Below are 17,713 nucleotides of genomic sequence, written 5' to 3'. Positions count from 1 at the left end.
CGATCTCTCGAGCCCCAGGATCTCGGAAAGAAGGCCAGAGATGAATACAGAGAGTGCCAAGAACGCATACTCGGCAGGCGCCTCCCAAGCATCGACGGGCGCCTCCGGTTCCGGTCCCAGCGGCAGGTTGTACGCCTGCGACGGTCCGGCAGCCGCCGTCCTCGACAATCGAGGCGCGGTGCTGCGGTGGACCAAGACAGCAGAGGACCTGACGGGGTTCCGCGCCGAGGAGGTCTGTGGCCGTCCCGCGCAGGAACTGGTGGCCAACCTCCCGGACGACCTGCGCGACACCACGGAGATGCCGGCGTCCGGCCGGGTACGGCTGTGGCACCAGTGCGGCGACACCGTCGATGTCACCTTCCGGACCACAAAAGTGGGCTCGACGGAGGTCCTCGTCCTGGCGGCTCCTACACACCACGTCGCCGACCACGAGCAGGGCGCAGCGCTCCTGCGTGCACTGTCCGCACAGAACCGGATCACGATCGCTGTGCACGACACGGATCTCACCACTGTGCAAACGAACGCCACGCCGGGCCCTCTCGACGGCTGTCCAGTACAGCCCGGCGCTCGGCTGAGCGACGTACTGTGCGCCAAGGACGCCGAGAACCTCGAGGCAGTACTGCGCCAGGTACTCGAGACAGGTGCCCCAGTGATCCGCAAGAACCAGCAAGTGAGCTGGCGGCACGATCCGGCGCGGCAGCACGCGCTGTCGCTGTCCGCCTTCCGTCTGGAGGACGCGCGAGGACGCCCCACGGGGGTCGCAGCCCTCTACATGGACAACGCCGACCAGATGCGTGCCCTTCGTAATCTGGATCTCGCCCGCGAGGTGGCCGAGCGGGTAGGAGGATCCCTGGATGTCGTGCGCACTGCGCAGGACCTTGCGAACGTTCTCGCACCTGCGTTCGCGGATCTCGCCGCAGTCGACCTTGCGCACCCCGTTTTCAACGGGGAAGAACCCTCGAAGCAGCTGGGCGGTGGAGACATGGGCAACGCGGCCCTTGCGCCGACCACCGCAGTGTGGCCGGCCGACATCAAGCGCGGCGACGCCGTCCCGCCCCTTCCCGACCACCCCCTCCTGCGCAGCTTCCGACACGGCGACACAGTCGTCTTCGGCCGTGACGACTACATCGCCATGGTCAGCGACCCACAGCTGGTCGAGTATCTCGTCCCGAAGGACGCCCATTCGGTGATGGTGGCACCGTTGCATGCCCGCGGGCTCACGCTCGGCGCCATATCGGCCTGGCGCTGCGGCCGATCCGACCCCTTCACCGAGGACGAGGCGGATCTCATGAGACAGATCGCCTCACGGGGTGCGCTCGCCATCGACAACGCCCGCCGTTACACGCGCGAGCACAGGGCGGCCGTAGTGCTGCAGCAGCGCCTCCTTCCCCCGGCCACGACCGACAGTCCTGCAGCCGAGACCGCCAGCGCCTACCTGCCCGCAGGCGGCGGAGCCGAAATCAGCGGCGACTGGTACGACGCCATCGCTCTGCCCTCTCTCCGGCTGGCACTTGTCGCCGGAGACGTCGTCGGCCACGGCATGCCCGCAAGCGCCACCATGGGCCGCCTGCGCGCCGCCATCCAGACGCTCGCGGACCTGGAACTCGAACCGGACGAGCTGCTCACCCGGCTCGCGGACCTGGTCCAGCGCCTCGCGGCCGAAACCCCAGCCGGCGACCACGACATCATCGGCGGCACATGCCTGTACGCGGTCTACGACCCGGTCACCCAACGATGTGCCATAGCCAGTGCCGGGCACCCGCCACCCGTCCTGGTCCGGCCCGACAGGACCGCCGAAGTCGTCGCGATCTCCCCGGGGCCACCGCTCGCCGTCTGCGGCATGCCATACGAGACCACCGTGATCCACGTCGAGCCGGGCAGCGTCCTCGCCCTCTACACCGACGGCCTGGTCGAACAGCGCGACCGCGACATCGACCAAGGCCTGCGGCGCCTGACGGATGCCCTCGCCGCGTCATGCCGTCCGGATCGCGCGCTGGACGAAACCGGCAGGGCTCTCCTCGCCGACCTGACAGACCAAGCGCCGCGCGACGACGCGACTCTGCTCCTGGCCCGCACCCGCGCCATCCCAGCGGCGGACACCGCTCACTGGGAGATCCCGGCCGATCCGGCCGCCGTCTCCAAGGCTCGAGAGTGGATAACCCGCCAACTCACCATGTGGGGCCTGGACGACCTCCTCTTCACCACCCAACTCATCGTCAGCGAACTGGTGACCAACGCCATCCGCTATGGCCGTCCGCCGATGGACCTCCGTCTGATTCGCCATGACGTCCTCGTATGCGAGGTCACCGACTCCACCAGCACCCAACCCCGCCTGCGGCGTGCCCGCACAACCGACGAGGGAGGACGCGGCCTGTTCCTCGTCGCTCAACTCGGCGGACGATGGGGCTGCCGCCATGGCCAGAACGGAAAGACGATCTGGTCCGAGCAAGTCATCCAGGATTCCCCGTCAACTACCCGGTCGTGAACGACCGGGCTTGCTGCTCCAGTCATCACTGGCTGTGATGGGTTCGGCTGCATCCAGCTCTCACGCGATGAGGGTGAGTTCAGGGGCCGTTGATTGGGCCCCGTAGACCCACACGTACCACCCGCGGTGGGCGATGTTGTGGGACGCGTTGTGGTCTGCGTGCTCAACGAAGCCGCAGACCCGGCACGCGAAGACGCCCTGGGCGGGCCGGTTTCCGCGTGCGGTGTGATGACACTGGGAGCATTCCTGGCTGGTGTAGGCCGGATCGACGTAGACGACCGGCACCCCGGCCCGCTTCGCCTTGTAGGCGATGAACGAGCCGAGCTGGGCGAAGGGCCAGGAGTGGAGCGTGGTGCGTTGGGGCTTTCTCAGCCGTGCCCGCTCGCGGATGCCCGTGAGTATCTCCAGGGCGATCCCGCGACCGGTGCTCCCCCAAGCTCTCGGCTGCGCTCGAGCAGGGAGGTGCCCCCCTGCCTCCGCCACGATCCGCTTGCTGATCTTGTGGTTGATGTCCTTGTTCCGCCGGGCTTCCTTGCCCGCGTACTTCTTCGCCCGCCGCTTGGCGGACTTGGTGTGCTTCTTCTGCAGCTTGGAACGCAGCTTGCGGTCACTCTCGCGCTTGCGGTTGATCCGCCTGCCGCAGTGGCGCTCCCCATCGGAAGTGGCCGCGATGTTCACGATCCCCAGGTCGACGCCAAGGAACCCGGCCGGGTGGGCGTTCGGGGCGGCTTCGGCGATCTCGCAGGTCGCGATCAGGAACCACTTCCCGCCCTGGCACACCAGGTCGGACTCACCCTGGCGGTGCGCAGCCAGGACCTCCAGCTGCCCGGCGTGCCCGGTGAACGCCACGCCCTTGAGCCGGCCCGCGGTGGTCCAGATGGACACCGTGCGTGCCTGGTGCTGCCAGGACAGCATCCGGTCGTCGTAAGGCTGCGCCGCCTGGGGCCGGAACATGACCGGCTTGCCCGAGGCGCGAGTGTGACGCTTGGTCCCGGGCCGCCCGTACCGTCCCGCCCGGAGGTTCGCCTTCAGGGTGGTGTAGGCGTCGCAGGTCTTCTTGATCGCGTGTTGGGCGGCCTGCGCACCAAGCTCCCACCTGACCCGGATCTCGGCATAGGTGTGCTTGCGGAGCTCCAGCGGACGTTGCGCCTCTTTCTCGAAGGCGACGGACGCGGCCCGGGTCGCGGCTTCGTTGCAGGCGTGCAGGGTCGCCTCAAGTGCCGCCGCCTGTACGGGCGTCGGCAGCAGCTTCACCCTCACCACCAGCTTCACGAGCAGCGAACCTATACACCTGGACGAAGACCCACCACACGTTCGCCCCCGCCCCACCCGAACGAGCGACACCTGCTCCGGCCCTCCCACGCGCACACCGCCGTAGCCCCGTTCCGCCGGAACGCCTCCCGGCCGTCATGGCCTGCGGCACATCACGGCGACGCTCCGCGTCGCACCCCGTGGATGCGATTCCTCCCGGGCGTGAACGCCCGGGGTTCCTCGCAAGAACCCGCTGAAGCTACGGCTCACCGAGTGGGTCGAGGCAGAGTCACCCACAGTTCTGATGTCTCTCGACCCGGTGTGCCATGACAGCTCCTACCCGAGGCCGGAGCCTGCGAGCAGGAGCAGACCCCCACCTCGTGGCCACGGCGCGGCTCGGATCGATGGAGGCGCAGCGACCGGGATCAGGCGCGATCACCGAAGCCCGGCTTGGCATTGATCACGGAAGAGACGTCCACGACCACGTCACTCGCACGTTTCTCCGGCACCCCGGCAGCGATCAGGGTGGCGATGACGAGAGGGACAACATCATCATCCAGTACCCCGTCATTAACGCTCTCCAGCAAGGCGACCGTCAGCGCTTCCAGTCCGGTGCTGAGCGCCACGGGTGGCAGGTGGGAATGGAAAACTCCCTCCCGCTGTCCCCTCTCCAAAATGTCCGTCGCCGCGTCTCGGATCGGAGCCAGGATCCCCGTTACGCGTTCGGCTCCCAAGTCCCTGCGAGCCAGCGCCAAGAGCATCCGGTACCTGTCTCCCACGGGCCACATCGCAAGGAACAGCCGCGCCAGGACCCGCTCAGCCGGTTCATCCAGCCCCACCGCGTTCTCCGCCGCCTCCCGCAGCGCTGCGGACGCCTCGTCGGCGAGCGCGACCAGCAGGGCTTCCCGCCCGGGAAAATGCCCAAAGAGCGTGCGCCGCACGACTCCGGCGGCTCGCGCGAGCTCCTCCATCGTGATGTTCGGGTTCCGGCCGAGCTCCTGGCGGGCCGTGTCCAGGATGCGCGCCCGGTTGGACCGCGCATTGCGGCGCTGAGGTGCGCGGGCCACGGGCTTGCTCACGACAACCTCACTAGATCTGTATTGCAGGGTGGGGCGCAGAGGCTAAGCGGTACGTCCGATTTTGGCAGAAGCGGGAATCGCCTGCTCTATCGGTCCGTCGCTGTGCGCCATTCTCGCCAGCAGCCGCCGCATGTGAAGTTCGCACAGACATGCTGGCCATCCGTACCGGACCCAGCCGGGCTGGCGCACCTCGCAGGAGGACTCTCTCAGACATAGAACTCCCTGTTGATCACACCCCTAGGCAAACCTGGCCGGGGCCATAGCAGCACTGGGCAGCTGAGACGAGGCATCCCGAGAGTCCCGGGCGCAGCCTGTGCGGTGAGGCCGTCCACACGGTAGAGGCCGAGCCCCGGAGTGCGGCAAGGGGCGGCTGCCTCACCACTCAAGCCCGTGCCAGACCCGTGCCGGGTCAGGCGGGGAACGGCGGGCAACACGCTGTCGGCATCGAGGGCATCAGGCCACTTCACCGCAGGTCAGAAGCGGAATCGCCCCTAGGGCCCGTCTTCAAACGGATCTTGCCCAGAGCCGGAACGACGCGAGGCTGACTGTCGCTTCGTACGAGGTGGGGAACCGTTCGCCGGGCTGGTGCGGGTGGCGCATGCCGAGCCGCTGCTTCGTCAGCTCTTTCCGTGGACCGGGATGTGGGAGCTGCACTTCAGCAGGTGCACGGAGATCCGCTACCCCTGGGACATCCCCTACATCAGCACGCTGAGCGACGGCAGGTACTACGTCGAAGGACCGAGTCGGAGCAGCCAAGGGATTGCTGAGACGGAAAGCGCGCGGGCCGCAGTAGCGATGGTCATCGATCGGCTGCCGCCGCACTGCGGCCCGGCCTTCATGGGCAGTGCAGAGGAACTGGCCGCATATGAGAAGGCGCGAGACAGCAGGTGAGAGCGGGCCCATCAGCTTGGCGGAAGGAGACCAGCACCCGTAAGGGGATTTGAAGGCGGGTCCTAGATGTGTCGTCGCAGGTCGCGCCAGCACTTTCCCCCACCTCGCTCCCAAAGCGGTGATCTACACAGGGCGAGTGAGATCATCCATAGGTGGCCGATGCGCGACTACCCCGGGGATGGACTCTTCAGCAGATCCGCGATGTGTCGGGGGACCGAGAGGCTGTCACCCTGGATCCCGATCGGTCAGTGAAGTGGGTCGGCTTCGGCGAGGCCCACGAGATGCCACGCCCAGAGATCGTTCTCGGGTTCCACGGCCTGTGTCTCGTGAAGCCTGTGGATGACGACGGCTGGTACATGGGCAGCCTGTACGACAACGGCAGCATCGACTGTTGGACCGCCTACGGCGACCTGTACGAGGCGCTACGCGGCCTCTAGGAGCTTGCGCCACGGCTCCGCGTGCCAGGCGCACTGAGTGTCTAACTGCGTGACAACCGCGTCGCACAACCGCGAACAACCATGGACGTCAGCGGACCATCAACGCAGGTGACGGGCACAGCTGCCCAAGGACAGCGAGCGTCCCGAGTTGCTTAGGGAGCAAGCGGTCTTGAAATAAAGCCGGGCCCTCCTGGCTGCGCAGCACGGCAGCAGGCACCTTGATCAAATTCCGGACCAGCGCGGTGACGATCGACAACGGCATCGAAGGATCATCCCAGGCGCCGCGGAGGCCGCTGCCTCGCGCGGAGAAGCTGCAGGCCAGAGCCAGAATCGTATTTCCGAGCGGGACAGGTCGCCCGAAGTCCAGCGCGTGGCCGCGGCGCTCGAAACGCCAGGCTGCAAGCACTGGCTCGATCAACTCCCAGCGGGCATCGGACAGATCAGTCGGATACGATCGGCGTTCGCTCATGATCTGGGCATAGTGCTCGCGCACGTGTGGGCACAGGCGCGCGTTCTGCTCGATTTTCTGTCGGATGAGCAGACGGAGAAGCTCATGCCCGGCCCGAAGTAACCAGCGGTCCATTCACACAAGTTGTGGGGCTGACGTTATGTCAGCCCCACCTCGGCCATGTCTACGGTTGAACGCTGGTTCTGGCGGGTGCCGACTCTCTGCCCGCGTCGTCGACGTTGACGATGTAGTAGTTCGTGTATCCGAACAGGGGCTGGGGGTCGACCCAGGAGCCGGAGGAAGCGTAGGGGGTGCCGACGAGGGTCCAGGCCTGCTCGCCGGGGCTGCGGCGGTAGACGTGGTAGTAGTTCGTCATTTCCGAGTTGACGTCCCACCAGAGGTGGGCGGCGCCGTCGATGACCTGGCTTTCGACCAAGGCGGGCGTGGGGCCGACCGGCTCGGGCCGGGTCACGGTCACGGTTTCGGTGTACGCGGAGGCGTTCCCTGCGGCGTCGACGGCCCGGACGCGGTACGAGACGGAGACGCCCGTGGGGGCCGACAGGTCCGTGTGGGCCGTAAAGGACGTGGTGGTGGCCCCCTCGTCCGGATACGGCCGTGTATCGGGATCCGACGAGATCTCGAAGTGGTCCCAGTCGCCCGGGGGAGCTGTCCACCGCAGGGTGTTCCCCGCGGTCGTGCCTTGCGCGGTGAGACTCGTCGGTGCTTCGGGCGCGGTCGCGTCGGCCGTGCTCACGTACACGGCTGCGCTGTCGGACGACTCATGGCCGGCCCGGTCGACGGCACGTACCCAATAGGCGTAGGTGGCGCCGTCGGCGGGCGGGTGATCCGTGAAGGAGGTCGCAGTCAGTGGTGCGTCACCACTGATGACTTCGGCAGGGGGCGCCCCTTCGCCTGCCGGCCGGCGGAAGACGCGGTAACCGGCAACGTTTTTCCGGGCATTACCGGACCAGGTGATCGTGGCAGTGAAGGAGTCCAGTTCGTACGTGACATCCGTGCCGGTGGGGGCCGACGGGCCGGCGGCAACAGCGACGGAGCTGGGGGCCGCGTGGGCGTCGGCCGCGCCCGTCAGGCCGAGGCCCGGGGTGAGGGCGGCGGCGACGGCAGCGGTGACCGCGGCGATACGTAAGCGTCTGGGACGGCTTCGGCGGGGCGACGGAACAGCGGAATCGATCACGGCTGGCGGCCCTTTCCATGAGGACGGGGGGTGCAGGCGTGGGGGATGGGAGCGATGTGGAGCAACGGCAATGTAGCTGCAACTCGCCGCTGTGTCAGGGAAGTTAGGGGCCGATTCGACCTGTGGCGGGAGGGGCCGGGAGATTGGCGTGTATCTGTCGCCCGGCCCGTGCGTCGTCCGGGTCCGGGGCTACGCCGACCTAGCGCCCCAACGACTGCCACACCGTGAGCGCGAGTGCTGTACGAGAGGGTCTCGGCGTCCTTGGCGCGGTCACTCGTCGGGAGCAGCCGCAGTGTGGCGCAGGCATTCGTCACGGTCAGGCAGGCGAGGCGCAGGAGCATGAGTGATCATCATGCCGTGCGGACTCGAAGAGGTCGCGATGGGTGTTGACCTGAGTGGACGCAATTTTCGGCACGCGCAGCTATCCAAGACGGCTCCGACGCCGTAATCACACCAGCCACCACAAGATCGTTCCATCCCTGATCTTGCGTGGGTATCCCCGGCTTCAGTCGGGGAGGGAAACGCATCTCAAGACTGCTGTGACCGGCACGGTCAGCGCGGGTCCGCGCTTTTGGCCTCAGCTCACAGGGTGCTTCTGCCCCTCGATGTACTGGCGGATCACGGTCAGTGGGGCGCCCCCGCAGGAGCCTGCGAAGTAGGAGCGGGACCAGAACACCGAGCCCGTCCCGATCAGGTTGATCCGGCCGGTGTACTCGGCCCGCAGGTAGCGGGAGCTGACTCCCTTGAGGGAGTTGATCAGTTTGGACAGGGCGACCTTGGGTGGGTAGTGCACCAGGAGGTGTACGTGATCGGCCTCGCCGTTGAACTCGCGCAGTTCCGTCTCGAAGCTGCCGCACACCTCCCGCATGATCTCTTCGCACCGCGTCAGCATGGCGTCATCGAAGATGCCGCGCCGGTACTTGGTTACAAACACCAAGTGAGCGTGCAGGTTGTAGGCGACGTGACGACCGGTACGGATATCGGGAGTTGGCTTCCAGCGCGGTGACATACCCCAAGCGTCGTATGCTCTTCGAGCCATCCAGAAGAATGGGGGGTGGGCCGGGTGATCCGTGCGTACAAGTTCCTCCTGCGGCCCACCGTGGGCCAGCAGGCCGCTTTGGGCGAGATGCTCCGCGATCACTGCTCGCTCTACAACGGGGCCTTGCAGGAGCGCCGTGACGCCTACCGGCACGCCTCGAAGACGAGCATCAAGTACGGGATGCAGTCCGCGCAGCTCAAAGACATCCGGTCGTTCGACCCGGAGCGCCAGGGGCGTTGGTCGTTCAGCTCGCAGCAGGCCACCCTGCGCCGCCTCGACAAGGCATTCGCCGCGTTCTTCCGCCGGATCAAGTCCGGTGACACGCCCGGCTACCCGCGCTTTCGTGGCGTCAACTGGTTCGACACGGTGGACTTCCCCAAGGACGGCGACGGCTGTCGCTGGGACTCCACCCCGCACGAGGCCGTCTCCCGCGTCCGCTTCCAAGGCGTCGGGCACGTCAAGGTCAACCAGCACCGCCCCGTGGTCGGCAGGTCAAGACTGTCTCGGTCAAGCGTGAGGGCCGCAAGTGGTTCGTCGTACTCACCGCTGAACAGGCACAGCCCGAACCGCTGCCCAGAACGGGCAGCACGGTCGGCATCGACATGGGCATAGCCAACTTCCTTACCGACTCGGGCGGCGAGTTCGTACCCAACCCGCGTCACGGCCGGAAGGCCGCCGCGAACCTCGAAACGGCACAACAGGACCTCGCCCGGTTCGGCCGCGTCCGCCGCGGCAAGCGCACCAAGAATCACCAGCGGGCCGTCGAACGTGTCGCCACCCTGCACCGCAAGGTCCGCCGACAGCGTCTCGATCACGCACACAAGACCGCCCTTGACCTGGTCCGCCACCACGACTTCATCGCGCACGAAGACCTCAAGATCCGCAACATGAGCAAGACGGTCGCACCCAAGCCGGATCCCGAGACGCCGGGTGGTTTCCTGCCCAACGGGGCTGCCGCGAAGACCGGACTCAACCGCTCGATCCAAGACGCCGGTTGGGGGGTGTTCCTCACGATCCTCACCAGCAAGGCTGAAAGCGCCGGTCGGGAGGTGATCGCCGTGGACCCCCGCAACACCTCCCGCCAGTGCCCAGAATGCGGGCATACCGCGAAGGAGAACCGGCCCACACAGGAGACGTTCCACTGCGTCTTGTGCGGCCACTCCGCGCACGCGGACACGGTGGGCGCGATCAACGTTCTACGGGCCGGGCTGGTCCGTCGCAACGCCAACCAGGCATAGCGAGAAGCCCCCTCATTCATGAGGGGGAGGAGTCACCCTCAGTCTCACGCCCCGTGCAGGCCACGCCGAACTCTGTAGCAACGCCTAGCGGCCCTCGCGGTCCTCAGCAGGCGTCGTCCGCATGCGCCCGGAACTCCGCGCGACTCATGGCCTTTCCGTCGGCCCACCACTGCCCGGGCGGCAGACCCTCGACGTCCGCACGCGTGAAGCTCGTGACGCCCTTGTAGCGCACGGTGTCGTTCGGCCCGACGACGAACCACACCGAGTAGTCCCGGTCTGGTGCCAGCGTTGTGGCGGAACCAGCCGTGCCCTGCCAGTCCTTCGGGAGGCTGAAGACGCTGAACTCCTGGTCTCCGGAGGCCGTACCGGGCAACTGGGCAGACCAGTCGCCCAGGTTTGCGGGGTCTGCCTTGTCGCCCTTCTCGTCGATTCTGAGGAGCACGACCTCCCGGATGCGATCGTCGTCCGAGCAGGGATGCAGCAGCGTCCGTACGTCTCCGTCCGGGCCTCTGCCTATGGCCACGAGCGGGCGCTCGGGCGGACTGCAGCCGGTCGCGAGCAGCGCGAGGGCCACCGTCACACCGGCACGGGACAGTGTGCGCGCCGTCTTGCTATTGCTGGTCACGGTGGCCCTCACCTCACTTCTGAATCGATCGGCCGTAACGGGACAGGCTCTATTTCGGAGGTTCTGTACGTGTGGGCGGGGGCAAGCGCTCAACTCCGCTCGTGTTCCCCGCTTTCCTGTTCGTCTTCTCCGGTCGGAGTGCCCTTCGCGTACGGGTGCACGTAGCGGCCGTTGTTGAAGGGTTTGAACCAGCCGGCGAGCCCCATGGGCGCGATGCCCAGCATTTCGCCGATGGGGCTGTCGTCGACGCCGTCGGTGGCGTCGTCGTAGAGCCATCCCCGCTTCGGCTTCAGCCGTATACCGCGACAAGCGATCCCCCTCGTTCGGCACCACACACCAGGCCACAGACGACCCACCTCACGCAACCCATCAGACAGGCCCTAACCGCGGCCACACCTCGTCCTTTCACAGCTCGATGGCTTCCTCGTCGCGCTCGATCGCGCGGCGCACGGGAACCTGGCAGGACCAGCCGTGCCGTTTCAGCAGCTTGGCCACCCCCAGAACCGTGTAGCCCTTGTGGAACAGCCGCCCGATCAGGGTCTTGATCCGGCCCGAGATCCACCGCTGGTCGTCGGTGAAGCCGTGGGCCGGCGGGCCCCGCTTAAACTCCGCCTCCAGCCGGCCCCACTCCCGCGCCGACAGCTGTATCCGCCCCTCTCCGCACATCTCATGATCCCGTCGTACCGCAGGGATCACGAACCGTCACGACCCCACAGGCTCTACGAGTTCAACCTGAGTAGTGCTATGCCTGCAGCTCCTGCGCCGCTGGTACGGAACATGGTTCCTACCTTTCGTTTACAGTCGGTGGGAGCGCCGCCATTGAGCGGTGTTTCCCCTGATTTGGAGGTGCTTGATGGGTAGGTTGCTGGATTCCTGCGATACGACGGTGTCGGCGAGCTACCGGCTGTTCGGGCTGGTCGACACGACCATGGGGGCGGAAACGTTCGATGATGATGCGGACAGATCGAAGTGGCTGCTTCCGGGGCCGGGCCTGGTGTATCTGCAGGTGCCCTCGGAGGTGGGCACGACGGTGATACGTCTGGAGTCGTGGGCCACTGCACCGGCGCTGCCGCCCGGTCAGTGGGCGGGGCAAGAGGAGGTCGAGGTGGACCTTCCTGAGGGCGATCTTGGTCTGCAGACCGTCGATGGCGGGCTGAGGGAGATTCCGCTGGTGTTGCCGTCGCCGGGCACGTACCGGATGCGGTGGCAGTGGGTGTTCAACCCGGCCGCGGGTCCTTTCACCTCACCTCTGCAGGGTTGTTCCGACGTACTGGTTACGCCCGCCGGCCATGAAGCCGCTCTGGGTGGGGAGGATCAGTTTTGTCTGGTGCAGATCTGGCGGACCGCCACCTCCTGAACCGCGTCGAACGGACCGCAGGGCCGCCCTCGAATGGGGACGGCCCTGCTTTTGCTTTACCGGAGTATCACTGCAGGAGCATCAGTCGCCGATGGTGACGGTGAAGGCTTCCCAGTCGAGGATTCGGTCACTGTGATACCAGGCGCCCAGGCGGCGGCCTGCTTCCTGGTTTTCTTCCCGGTTGATGTAGCGGACGGAGAAGTCGTCCTTGAATTCGTCGCCTTCGTACTTGTAGCGGGCAGCGCCTTCGGCGGACGAGCGGAACGGGTATTCGTCGCAGTCCTTGCCCGCGGCCGGGGCGCCGGGGGTGTTCTCGTTGCAGTCGAGCTTGCGGACCTTCTCATTCTCGTCGTAGCGCGCCTTGGAGGTCGCTCCGGCGGACTCAGTGATGCGGTGCAGCGGGTGCAGCGGGCTTTCGCCAGGCAGGTTCTTCCCAGTCTTCTTCGGGAAGGAGCTGTCCGGGTCCTTGCGCGCCTCGTCGATGTGCCTGGCCACCGCCTCGACTCCGGTGTACGCATCCGGTACGACGCGGCTCGTGTCGCTCTTGTCGTAGCGGAAGGAAGGTGTTGCGTCAGGGAAGACGGAACCGACATTGGCCCAGGGGTTGTAGGCAGCGCTGTCGAAACGGATCTCGCCCTCCTCACCCTCGGTCGGAATGAACTGGCCGTAGCCGGGGAGGGTGAACTCGAAGGTCGGGGTAAACTTCCCCTCAGCTACCTGCTCACCGCCCTCCACGCTGGGAAGATGCGGCGTCGACGACCACAGGTCGAATTGCGCGTCACCGTCGGTGTTCCACTGACTGGGAGAGTCCTCGCGCTCTTCGTAGAGTCCGGAATAGCAGGCTTCCTCCTCCTTGGCGTCAGCATTTCCCGCGTTCCATGACCCTTCGCACGGCAGGGTCGCCTTCATCTTGGCGCCGGGCTTCTTGAAGTCCCCGCCCAGCCAGTGGACATCGACGTTCAGGTCGAAGTCGGCGTGACGGGTGTATTCACTGCCGTCCAGGCCACCGATCTTCCCCTTGCCGATCAGGGTGTTGGTGGCAATGTACTCGCCCTGCAGATAGCACCCCGGAGGCCACAGGCCGCACTTGATGGCCGGCATGAGCGTCAGCGTCTCCTGGCAGTAGGAGAAGCGGTTCTTTATGTACCCGGCGGCATTGTCCGCGTCATCGGCATTGGAGCATTCGTCGACGTCGGCGATGTACTCGTACTGATCCGCGGGCTTCCTGCCCCCGGCGAATTTCGTGCTGGGGGTGGTGTAACTGCGCTCCCAGACAGCCATGGTGCTCATGGGCTTCGTGGCGGAGGGACCGCTGGTCGGCTTCACGCCGAGGGCTTCGAGGTTGCCGTCCCTGGCGAAGACCTCCTGCACCTTGGCGGGGTCGGAAATGAGCTTACGGTCGGTGATCGTGTAGGAATCGCCCGGCTTGAGCGAGGTGGGCTGCCCGGCGGCAGCCGTCTCCACGACGAACTCGCGCCACGGGGAGAAGTTCAGGTTGTAGTGGGTGCCGTCGAAGGCGTTCGTACGGAACTTGTACGTCCTGCCGTCCACGAGCTGCCCCGCCGGCACCTGCACGGTCGCCCACTCGCCGGGCTTGACGTAGTCGGAGACGATGACGCCGTCCCCCGCCGGTGTGGTGATGGGCTTGTTCGTGGCGGCGTCGTACACCTGGAAGGTGCCGTTGACCTTGTCACCGTCGGCATCGGCGAACTTGTCCCGCAGCGTGGGGGTGAGCGTGTTGACTCCCCACACACCGCTGTACGACGTGAACGGCGGCCCGGCGTGCTGGGCGGCCCCGTCCCCCGGACGGAAGTTGTAGTTGACCGTCAGCTTCGGCTGATTGGCCGTGGCGTTGCGGGAGTTGACCCGCTTCCAGCCCTTGACGTCGTCGGTCTCGGCGCGTACGCCCATGTAGCCGTGGGTCTGCTTGGCGGAGGCCCATACCTTGACCAGGTCGGTGACGTCGGCCTTGATCCAGCCGTCGGCGGTGTTGGTGCAGCCGGCCGGGTAGCCGGCGGTCTGGGTGGAGGAGGCGTACTGCTGCATCCAGGCGGGCTGCTTGGTCCAGCGGGAGGCGGAGGAGCCCTCGCCCGTGTTCCAGACCGTCCAGCCCTGTGCCTTGCAGTCGGTGGCACCGGAGTGGAAGTTGTACAGCTGCACGCTGGCCGAGGAGACGAGCGCGTCGGCGAACGGCTCGGTGTTCCACGTCATCAGGGTACGCGCGGTGCGGGGGGTGCCGTCCGCGTTCGTGGTGCCGGGGTTGCCGAAGTCGAGTTCAGTCTCGGAACCGAGGTCGGTGGTCTCGCCCTGCTGTACGTACGTGTCGAAGGTGTTGCCCAGAGCGGACGTCGACGGGTCGACGGTGACGGGGTAGGTGGTGTCCGGGTCGGCGAGGAAGGCGGCGTCCGGGGTGACGTGCAGGTCGATGTTCCCGCCGCCGTTGTCGTCGACTTTCATGCCGACCCGGGCCCGCCGCTCGTGCTTGCCGGAGATCGTGGCGACGCTCGCGTCCCACATCACCGGGGCGGGCATGGTCGCCCTCTCCGCGCCGGTGGTGGCGTCGGTGAACAGCACCGAACCGTCCTGCTGCGCCGTAGCCTTCAGCCCCTTGGCCTTCAGCGGCAGCGTGTAGGTGTAATCACCGGCCGCCGGCTTGGCGTCGAGGTTCACGAACTGCTCGAAGCCGGTACGGGTGGCCTTCACGACCACATCCGCGCCCGGCACCGCATCCTTGTACGTGGCGGTGGTGCCGTTCAGGACGGGCTTGGGCAGACCGCCCTTCCACTGCAACGTCACCTGCTCGTCCCCGGTGCCGAGGGTGACCAGGTCACGGCCCGCGTCATCCTGCGCGGCCCTGAGCGACTTGGCCGGGGTGCCGCCGCCGGAGGCGAGGGTCAGGCCCTGGGGGTGTGCCTTGGCCTGCACGCCGCCGTCGGCGGTGGTCGTCAAAGTGGCATCCACATCGACCCACTTGCCGTCGCGCTCCATACGCTCGGGCCCGGCGGTGACCTCGGAGGTCAGTGTCCCGTCGGGGTTGGCGTAGGTGAGGTTGGTGGGCGTGGTCTCGTCCGGGGCGAGAGTCTTCTCCCCCGTCTTCCTCGCCTCGGCGAGCGCCCAGGGGATGCCGCCCTTGCTGTGCTGCGCGGCCCAGGCCAGGTCGGACGCGCGGATGTCGTCCGCGGGCGGCTGCTCGGCCTGCGCCTCGCTCCCCGCGGACGCGGTGGGTCGTCCGGCTTCGGCGGTTGCTGTCTGACCAGCCGTCAGGGTGACGTCGGCCGCCAGCAGCATCGCTGCCAGCGCGGCGACTTGGGCTCTTCGTCGTCTGGATCGCGCGGCGCGCCCAGGTATCTGCGTACTCAACTCGTCTGTCCCTTCCGGATCGCTCGTCATAAGCGATCACCAAGAGACCGTAAATGCCGAGTAAAGCATTTGGTTCTGGCCGGAGTTGGCTACTAATGAGATGTGGTTCACGGTTGCTTGCAGGATCACCCGAAATCTGCAGCCCACATTTGTGGTGTCCTGCAGACTCATCTAGCTGTGCGTTTGCTGTGTCAAGTCGCGGGCAAGTGAAGGGGCTTAAGTCTGATGCCAACTCGCATCTGCCTCGTTTCCGCGGAAAGTATCGGCAAAGCCAGACACATCATGCTTTCAGGCCCACGCATGGATTGCTGGCTACTGCTCTCGCCGCTACTCCCTGAGTCACTACTCAGGTTGAACTCGTGCAGCCTGTGGGGTTCGTGACGGTTCGTGATCCCTGCGGTACGACGGGATCATGGAATGTGCGGAGAGGAGCGGATACAGGCCTGTCGAGCAGGAGGAGCGGGAACGGCTGGGGCTGAAGGCGGCTGAGCGGTTCGAGTGGGGGATGAAGCCACGGTGATCGCGGCCGATCTGCGGGTCACGGAGTGGACGGTGCGGTGTTGGCGCAAGGTCTGGCGCCAGGGTGGAAGGGTGGCGCTGAAGTCGAAGGGGCCGGTCGGAAGCAGACGACGCCGGCGATGTTGACCCGGCCGCTTCCTCCCGCGCGGAGCACGTCCAGTGGTGCGGGTGCGCGGGGTGTGTTTGCTTTCCGACGGCTTCCGGCCTGACCTGAACGGATGTGAACGGCGCTGCCGAGAGGAATCGAGACGGAGGATCGGGCCAGTCTCGGTAGGTTCGTGCCCTTGAAGGAGGAGCTGGGGTGCCGGGGCGCAAGGGAGCATGGATGGCTTCGTTCGCTTCAAGCGGCAGCTGCTGTCCATGTTTTGAACAGCAGGTAGCGATCAGAAGCTGCTAGATCTTCACGTGAAATGACGCCAGTCTGTTAGCCGCCTTGCCTCGGGCGACGGCTGGTTCAGCGGGTTCTTGCGAGGAATCCAGGGCGTTCACGCCCGGGAGGAACCTGATAAAGGTGACGTGGCGAATATTAGAGGCATGTGTGAAAATTAGGAATTACGTGGCGAGGCTCTTGCGGGGCCTAACGTCCAAGATTCACACAACACATTTTGGGCCAGCCCCTGAGGGGAGCGGTCAGTGGCGCAGGAAATTCAGGACAAGGCGGCCCACGAGCTGGGAGTCGACATCGGCGGCACCGGTATCAAGGGAGCGGCGGTCGACCTCGAGCTCGGCAGCCTCATCGGTGAGCGGGTTCGGATCCCGACCCCGCATCCGGCGACCCCGGGGGCAGTCGCGGACGTGGTCGTGACGGTGCTCTCCCAGATCGGCGCCCCAGGACCGGTCGGGCTGATGCTCCCGGCCGTCATTCGGGGCGGCATAGTCCAGACGACGTCCAATATCGACCCGACCTGGATGGAGACGGACGCGGCCCAGCTCTTCGCACGAGCGACCGGCCGCGACGTGAGGGTGGTGAACGACGCCGAGCGGCCGGGATTGCCGAGATGCGCTTTGGCGCCGGCAAGGGACGCAAGGGCGTCGTCGTGATGGTGACGCTCGGCACCGGTATCGGCAGCGCCGTCTTCACCGACGGGTTCATGGTGCCCAACAGCGAGCTGGGCACCTGCCGCTGCACCACGGGGATGCCGAGGACTGGGCCGCGGAGTCGGTGCGCGAGCAACGCGACCTGTCCTGGAAGAAATGGGCGCACCGTCTGGAGAGGTATCTCGAGCTTGTCCAACGGCTGCTGTGGCCCGACCTGGTCATCATCGGCGGCGGCGTCAGCAAGAAGGCCGACAAGTTCCTGCCGCACATCGAGCTCAGGACCGAGATCGTGCCGGCGCAGCTGTTCAACGATGCGGGCATTGTCGGCGCGGCGCTCTTCGCCCCGGCCGGGGAAGGGCAACCCTAGCCCTCCGCGGTCGATATGACGGCCCGGGCAGCACCTTCAGGGAGGCTGGCGTTGAGCAACAACGACCTGGCAACACGATCCGCACCGGACGAGGTGCGTGTCGAGGGGGACGGCGGAGGACGTGGCGCCGCACCGGGTGATGGAGGGCAACCGCCCGCCGAACGTGCTGCTGGCCGAGGTGCTCACGCCGTACCGCGAAGCCGGGCACCCGAGCCAGGGGACGATCTGGGGGATCGACTCCTTCGACCAGTGGGGCGTCGAGCTCGGCAAGGTGCTCGCTGTCGCGATCATCTCGGAACTCGAGAGCGCGACCGAGCCTGAGTTCGGTCACAACTCGTCCACGAACGCGCTGATCCGGCACTACCGCACGCTCAAGGACTAGGA

12 protein-coding genes and 3 pseudogenes are annotated in these 17,713 nt (G+C 66.5%); 6 read left to right on the top strand and 9 right to left on the bottom strand.

The window, feature by feature from the left end; translation table 11 throughout:
- Positions 1-40: 40 nt before the first annotated feature.
- On the top strand, positions 41-2,485 hold the full coding sequence (locus OG698_RS10380; RefSeq protein ID WP_406102790.1) for a SpoIIE family protein phosphatase: 2,445 nt from the start codon (positions 41-43) through the stop codon (positions 2,483-2,485).
- Between the two features lie 60 nt (positions 2,486-2,545).
- Here OG698_RS10380 and OG698_RS10375 read toward each other — a convergent pair whose 3' ends face one another.
- Positions 2,546-3,757 carry an RNA-guided endonuclease InsQ/TnpB family protein gene (locus OG698_RS10375; RefSeq protein WP_406102788.1) on the bottom strand — a complete coding sequence of 404 codons (1,212 nt, stop codon included), beginning with the start codon at positions 3,755-3,757 and terminating at the stop codon, positions 2,546-2,548.
- A 404-nt stretch (positions 3,758-4,161) separates the two neighbouring features.
- Entirely contained in the window at positions 4,162-4,815 is a 654-nt protein-coding gene (locus OG698_RS10370; RefSeq protein WP_406102787.1) for a TetR/AcrR family transcriptional regulator, read from the bottom strand.
- A 582-nt stretch (positions 4,816-5,397) separates the two neighbouring features.
- On the opposite strand from OG698_RS10370, the gene OG698_RS10365 reads away from it, so the two are divergent.
- Positions 5,398-5,706, top strand: a complete 309-nt coding sequence (locus OG698_RS10365) for a DUF6193 family natural product biosynthesis protein (RefSeq protein WP_406110951.1) — start codon at positions 5,398-5,400, stop codon at positions 5,704-5,706.
- A gap of 816 nt (positions 5,707-6,522) precedes the next feature.
- On the opposite strand, the pseudogene OG698_RS10360 reads toward OG698_RS10365, so the two are convergent.
- The 3 genes and pseudogenes from OG698_RS10360 to tnpA all read right to left on the bottom strand — a co-directional run.
- Positions 6,523-6,612 (bottom strand): annotated as a pseudogene (locus OG698_RS10360) (IS5/IS1182 family transposase); the annotation flags it as partial.
- 163 nt (positions 6,613-6,775) lie between these two features.
- Positions 6,776-7,786: a hypothetical protein gene (locus tag OG698_RS10355; protein WP_406102786.1), complete on the bottom strand. Its 1,011-nt coding sequence runs from the start codon at positions 7,784-7,786 to the stop codon at positions 6,776-6,778.
- Positions 7,787-8,363: 577 nt separating this feature from the next.
- Positions 8,364-8,795, bottom strand: coding sequence for an IS200/IS605 family transposase (tnpA, locus tag OG698_RS10350; protein WP_406102785.1), 432 nt, complete (start codon positions 8,793-8,795; stop codon positions 8,364-8,366).
- A gap of 54 nt (positions 8,796-8,849) precedes the next feature.
- On the opposite strand from tnpA, the pseudogene OG698_RS10345 reads away from it, so the two are divergent.
- Positions 8,850-10,063 (top strand): annotated as a pseudogene (locus OG698_RS10345) (RNA-guided endonuclease InsQ/TnpB family protein).
- 103 nt (positions 10,064-10,166) lie between these two features.
- Here OG698_RS10345 and OG698_RS10340 read toward each other — a convergent pair.
- From OG698_RS10340 to OG698_RS10330, 3 genes are all read right to left on the bottom strand, one after another.
- Positions 10,167-10,688 (bottom strand): hypothetical protein, encoded by a 522-nt coding sequence (locus tag OG698_RS10340; RefSeq protein ID WP_406102784.1) that lies wholly within the window; start codon positions 10,686-10,688, stop codon positions 10,167-10,169.
- 89 nt (positions 10,689-10,777) lie between these two features.
- Complete coding sequence (locus tag OG698_RS10335; RefSeq protein ID WP_406102783.1) at positions 10,778-11,023, bottom strand: hypothetical protein; 246 nt, start codon at positions 11,021-11,023, stop codon at positions 10,778-10,780.
- Positions 11,024-11,093: 70 nt separating this feature from the next.
- Complete coding sequence (locus tag OG698_RS10330; RefSeq protein WP_406102781.1) at positions 11,094-11,354, bottom strand: winged helix-turn-helix domain-containing protein; 261 nt, start codon at positions 11,352-11,354, stop codon at positions 11,094-11,096.
- Positions 11,355-11,541: 187 nt separating this feature from the next.
- Here OG698_RS10330 and OG698_RS10325 point away from each other — a divergent pair, with 187 nt between their 5' ends.
- Positions 11,542-12,045: a hypothetical protein gene (locus OG698_RS10325; protein ID WP_399983312.1), complete on the top strand. Its 504-nt coding sequence runs from the start codon at positions 11,542-11,544 to the stop codon at positions 12,043-12,045.
- An 81-nt stretch (positions 12,046-12,126) separates the two neighbouring features.
- Here OG698_RS10325 and OG698_RS10320 read toward each other — a convergent pair whose 3' ends face one another.
- Entirely contained in the window at positions 12,127-15,333 is a 3,207-nt protein-coding gene (locus OG698_RS10320; protein WP_406102780.1) for a DNRLRE domain-containing protein, read from the bottom strand.
- 1,260 nt (positions 15,334-16,593) lie between these two features.
- On the opposite strand from OG698_RS10320, the pseudogene ppgK reads away from it, so the two are divergent.
- Both ppgK and OG698_RS10310 read left to right on the top strand, forming a co-directional pair.
- Positions 16,594-17,329: pseudogene (ppgK, locus tag OG698_RS10315) on the top strand (polyphosphate--glucose phosphotransferase).
- A gap of 97 nt (positions 17,330-17,426) precedes the next feature.
- Positions 17,427-17,711 (top strand): hypothetical protein, encoded by a 285-nt coding sequence (locus tag OG698_RS10310; protein ID WP_406102779.1) that lies wholly within the window; start codon positions 17,427-17,429, stop codon positions 17,709-17,711.
- Positions 17,712-17,713: the final 2 nt, after the last annotated feature.

Origin of the sequence: Streptomyces sp. NBC_01003, assembly GCF_045162695.1 — a bacterium.
Taxonomy (GTDB): domain Bacteria; phylum Actinomycetota; class Actinomycetes; order Streptomycetales; family Streptomycetaceae; genus Streptomyces.
This window is presented reverse-complemented; position numbering and strand designations above follow the sequence as displayed.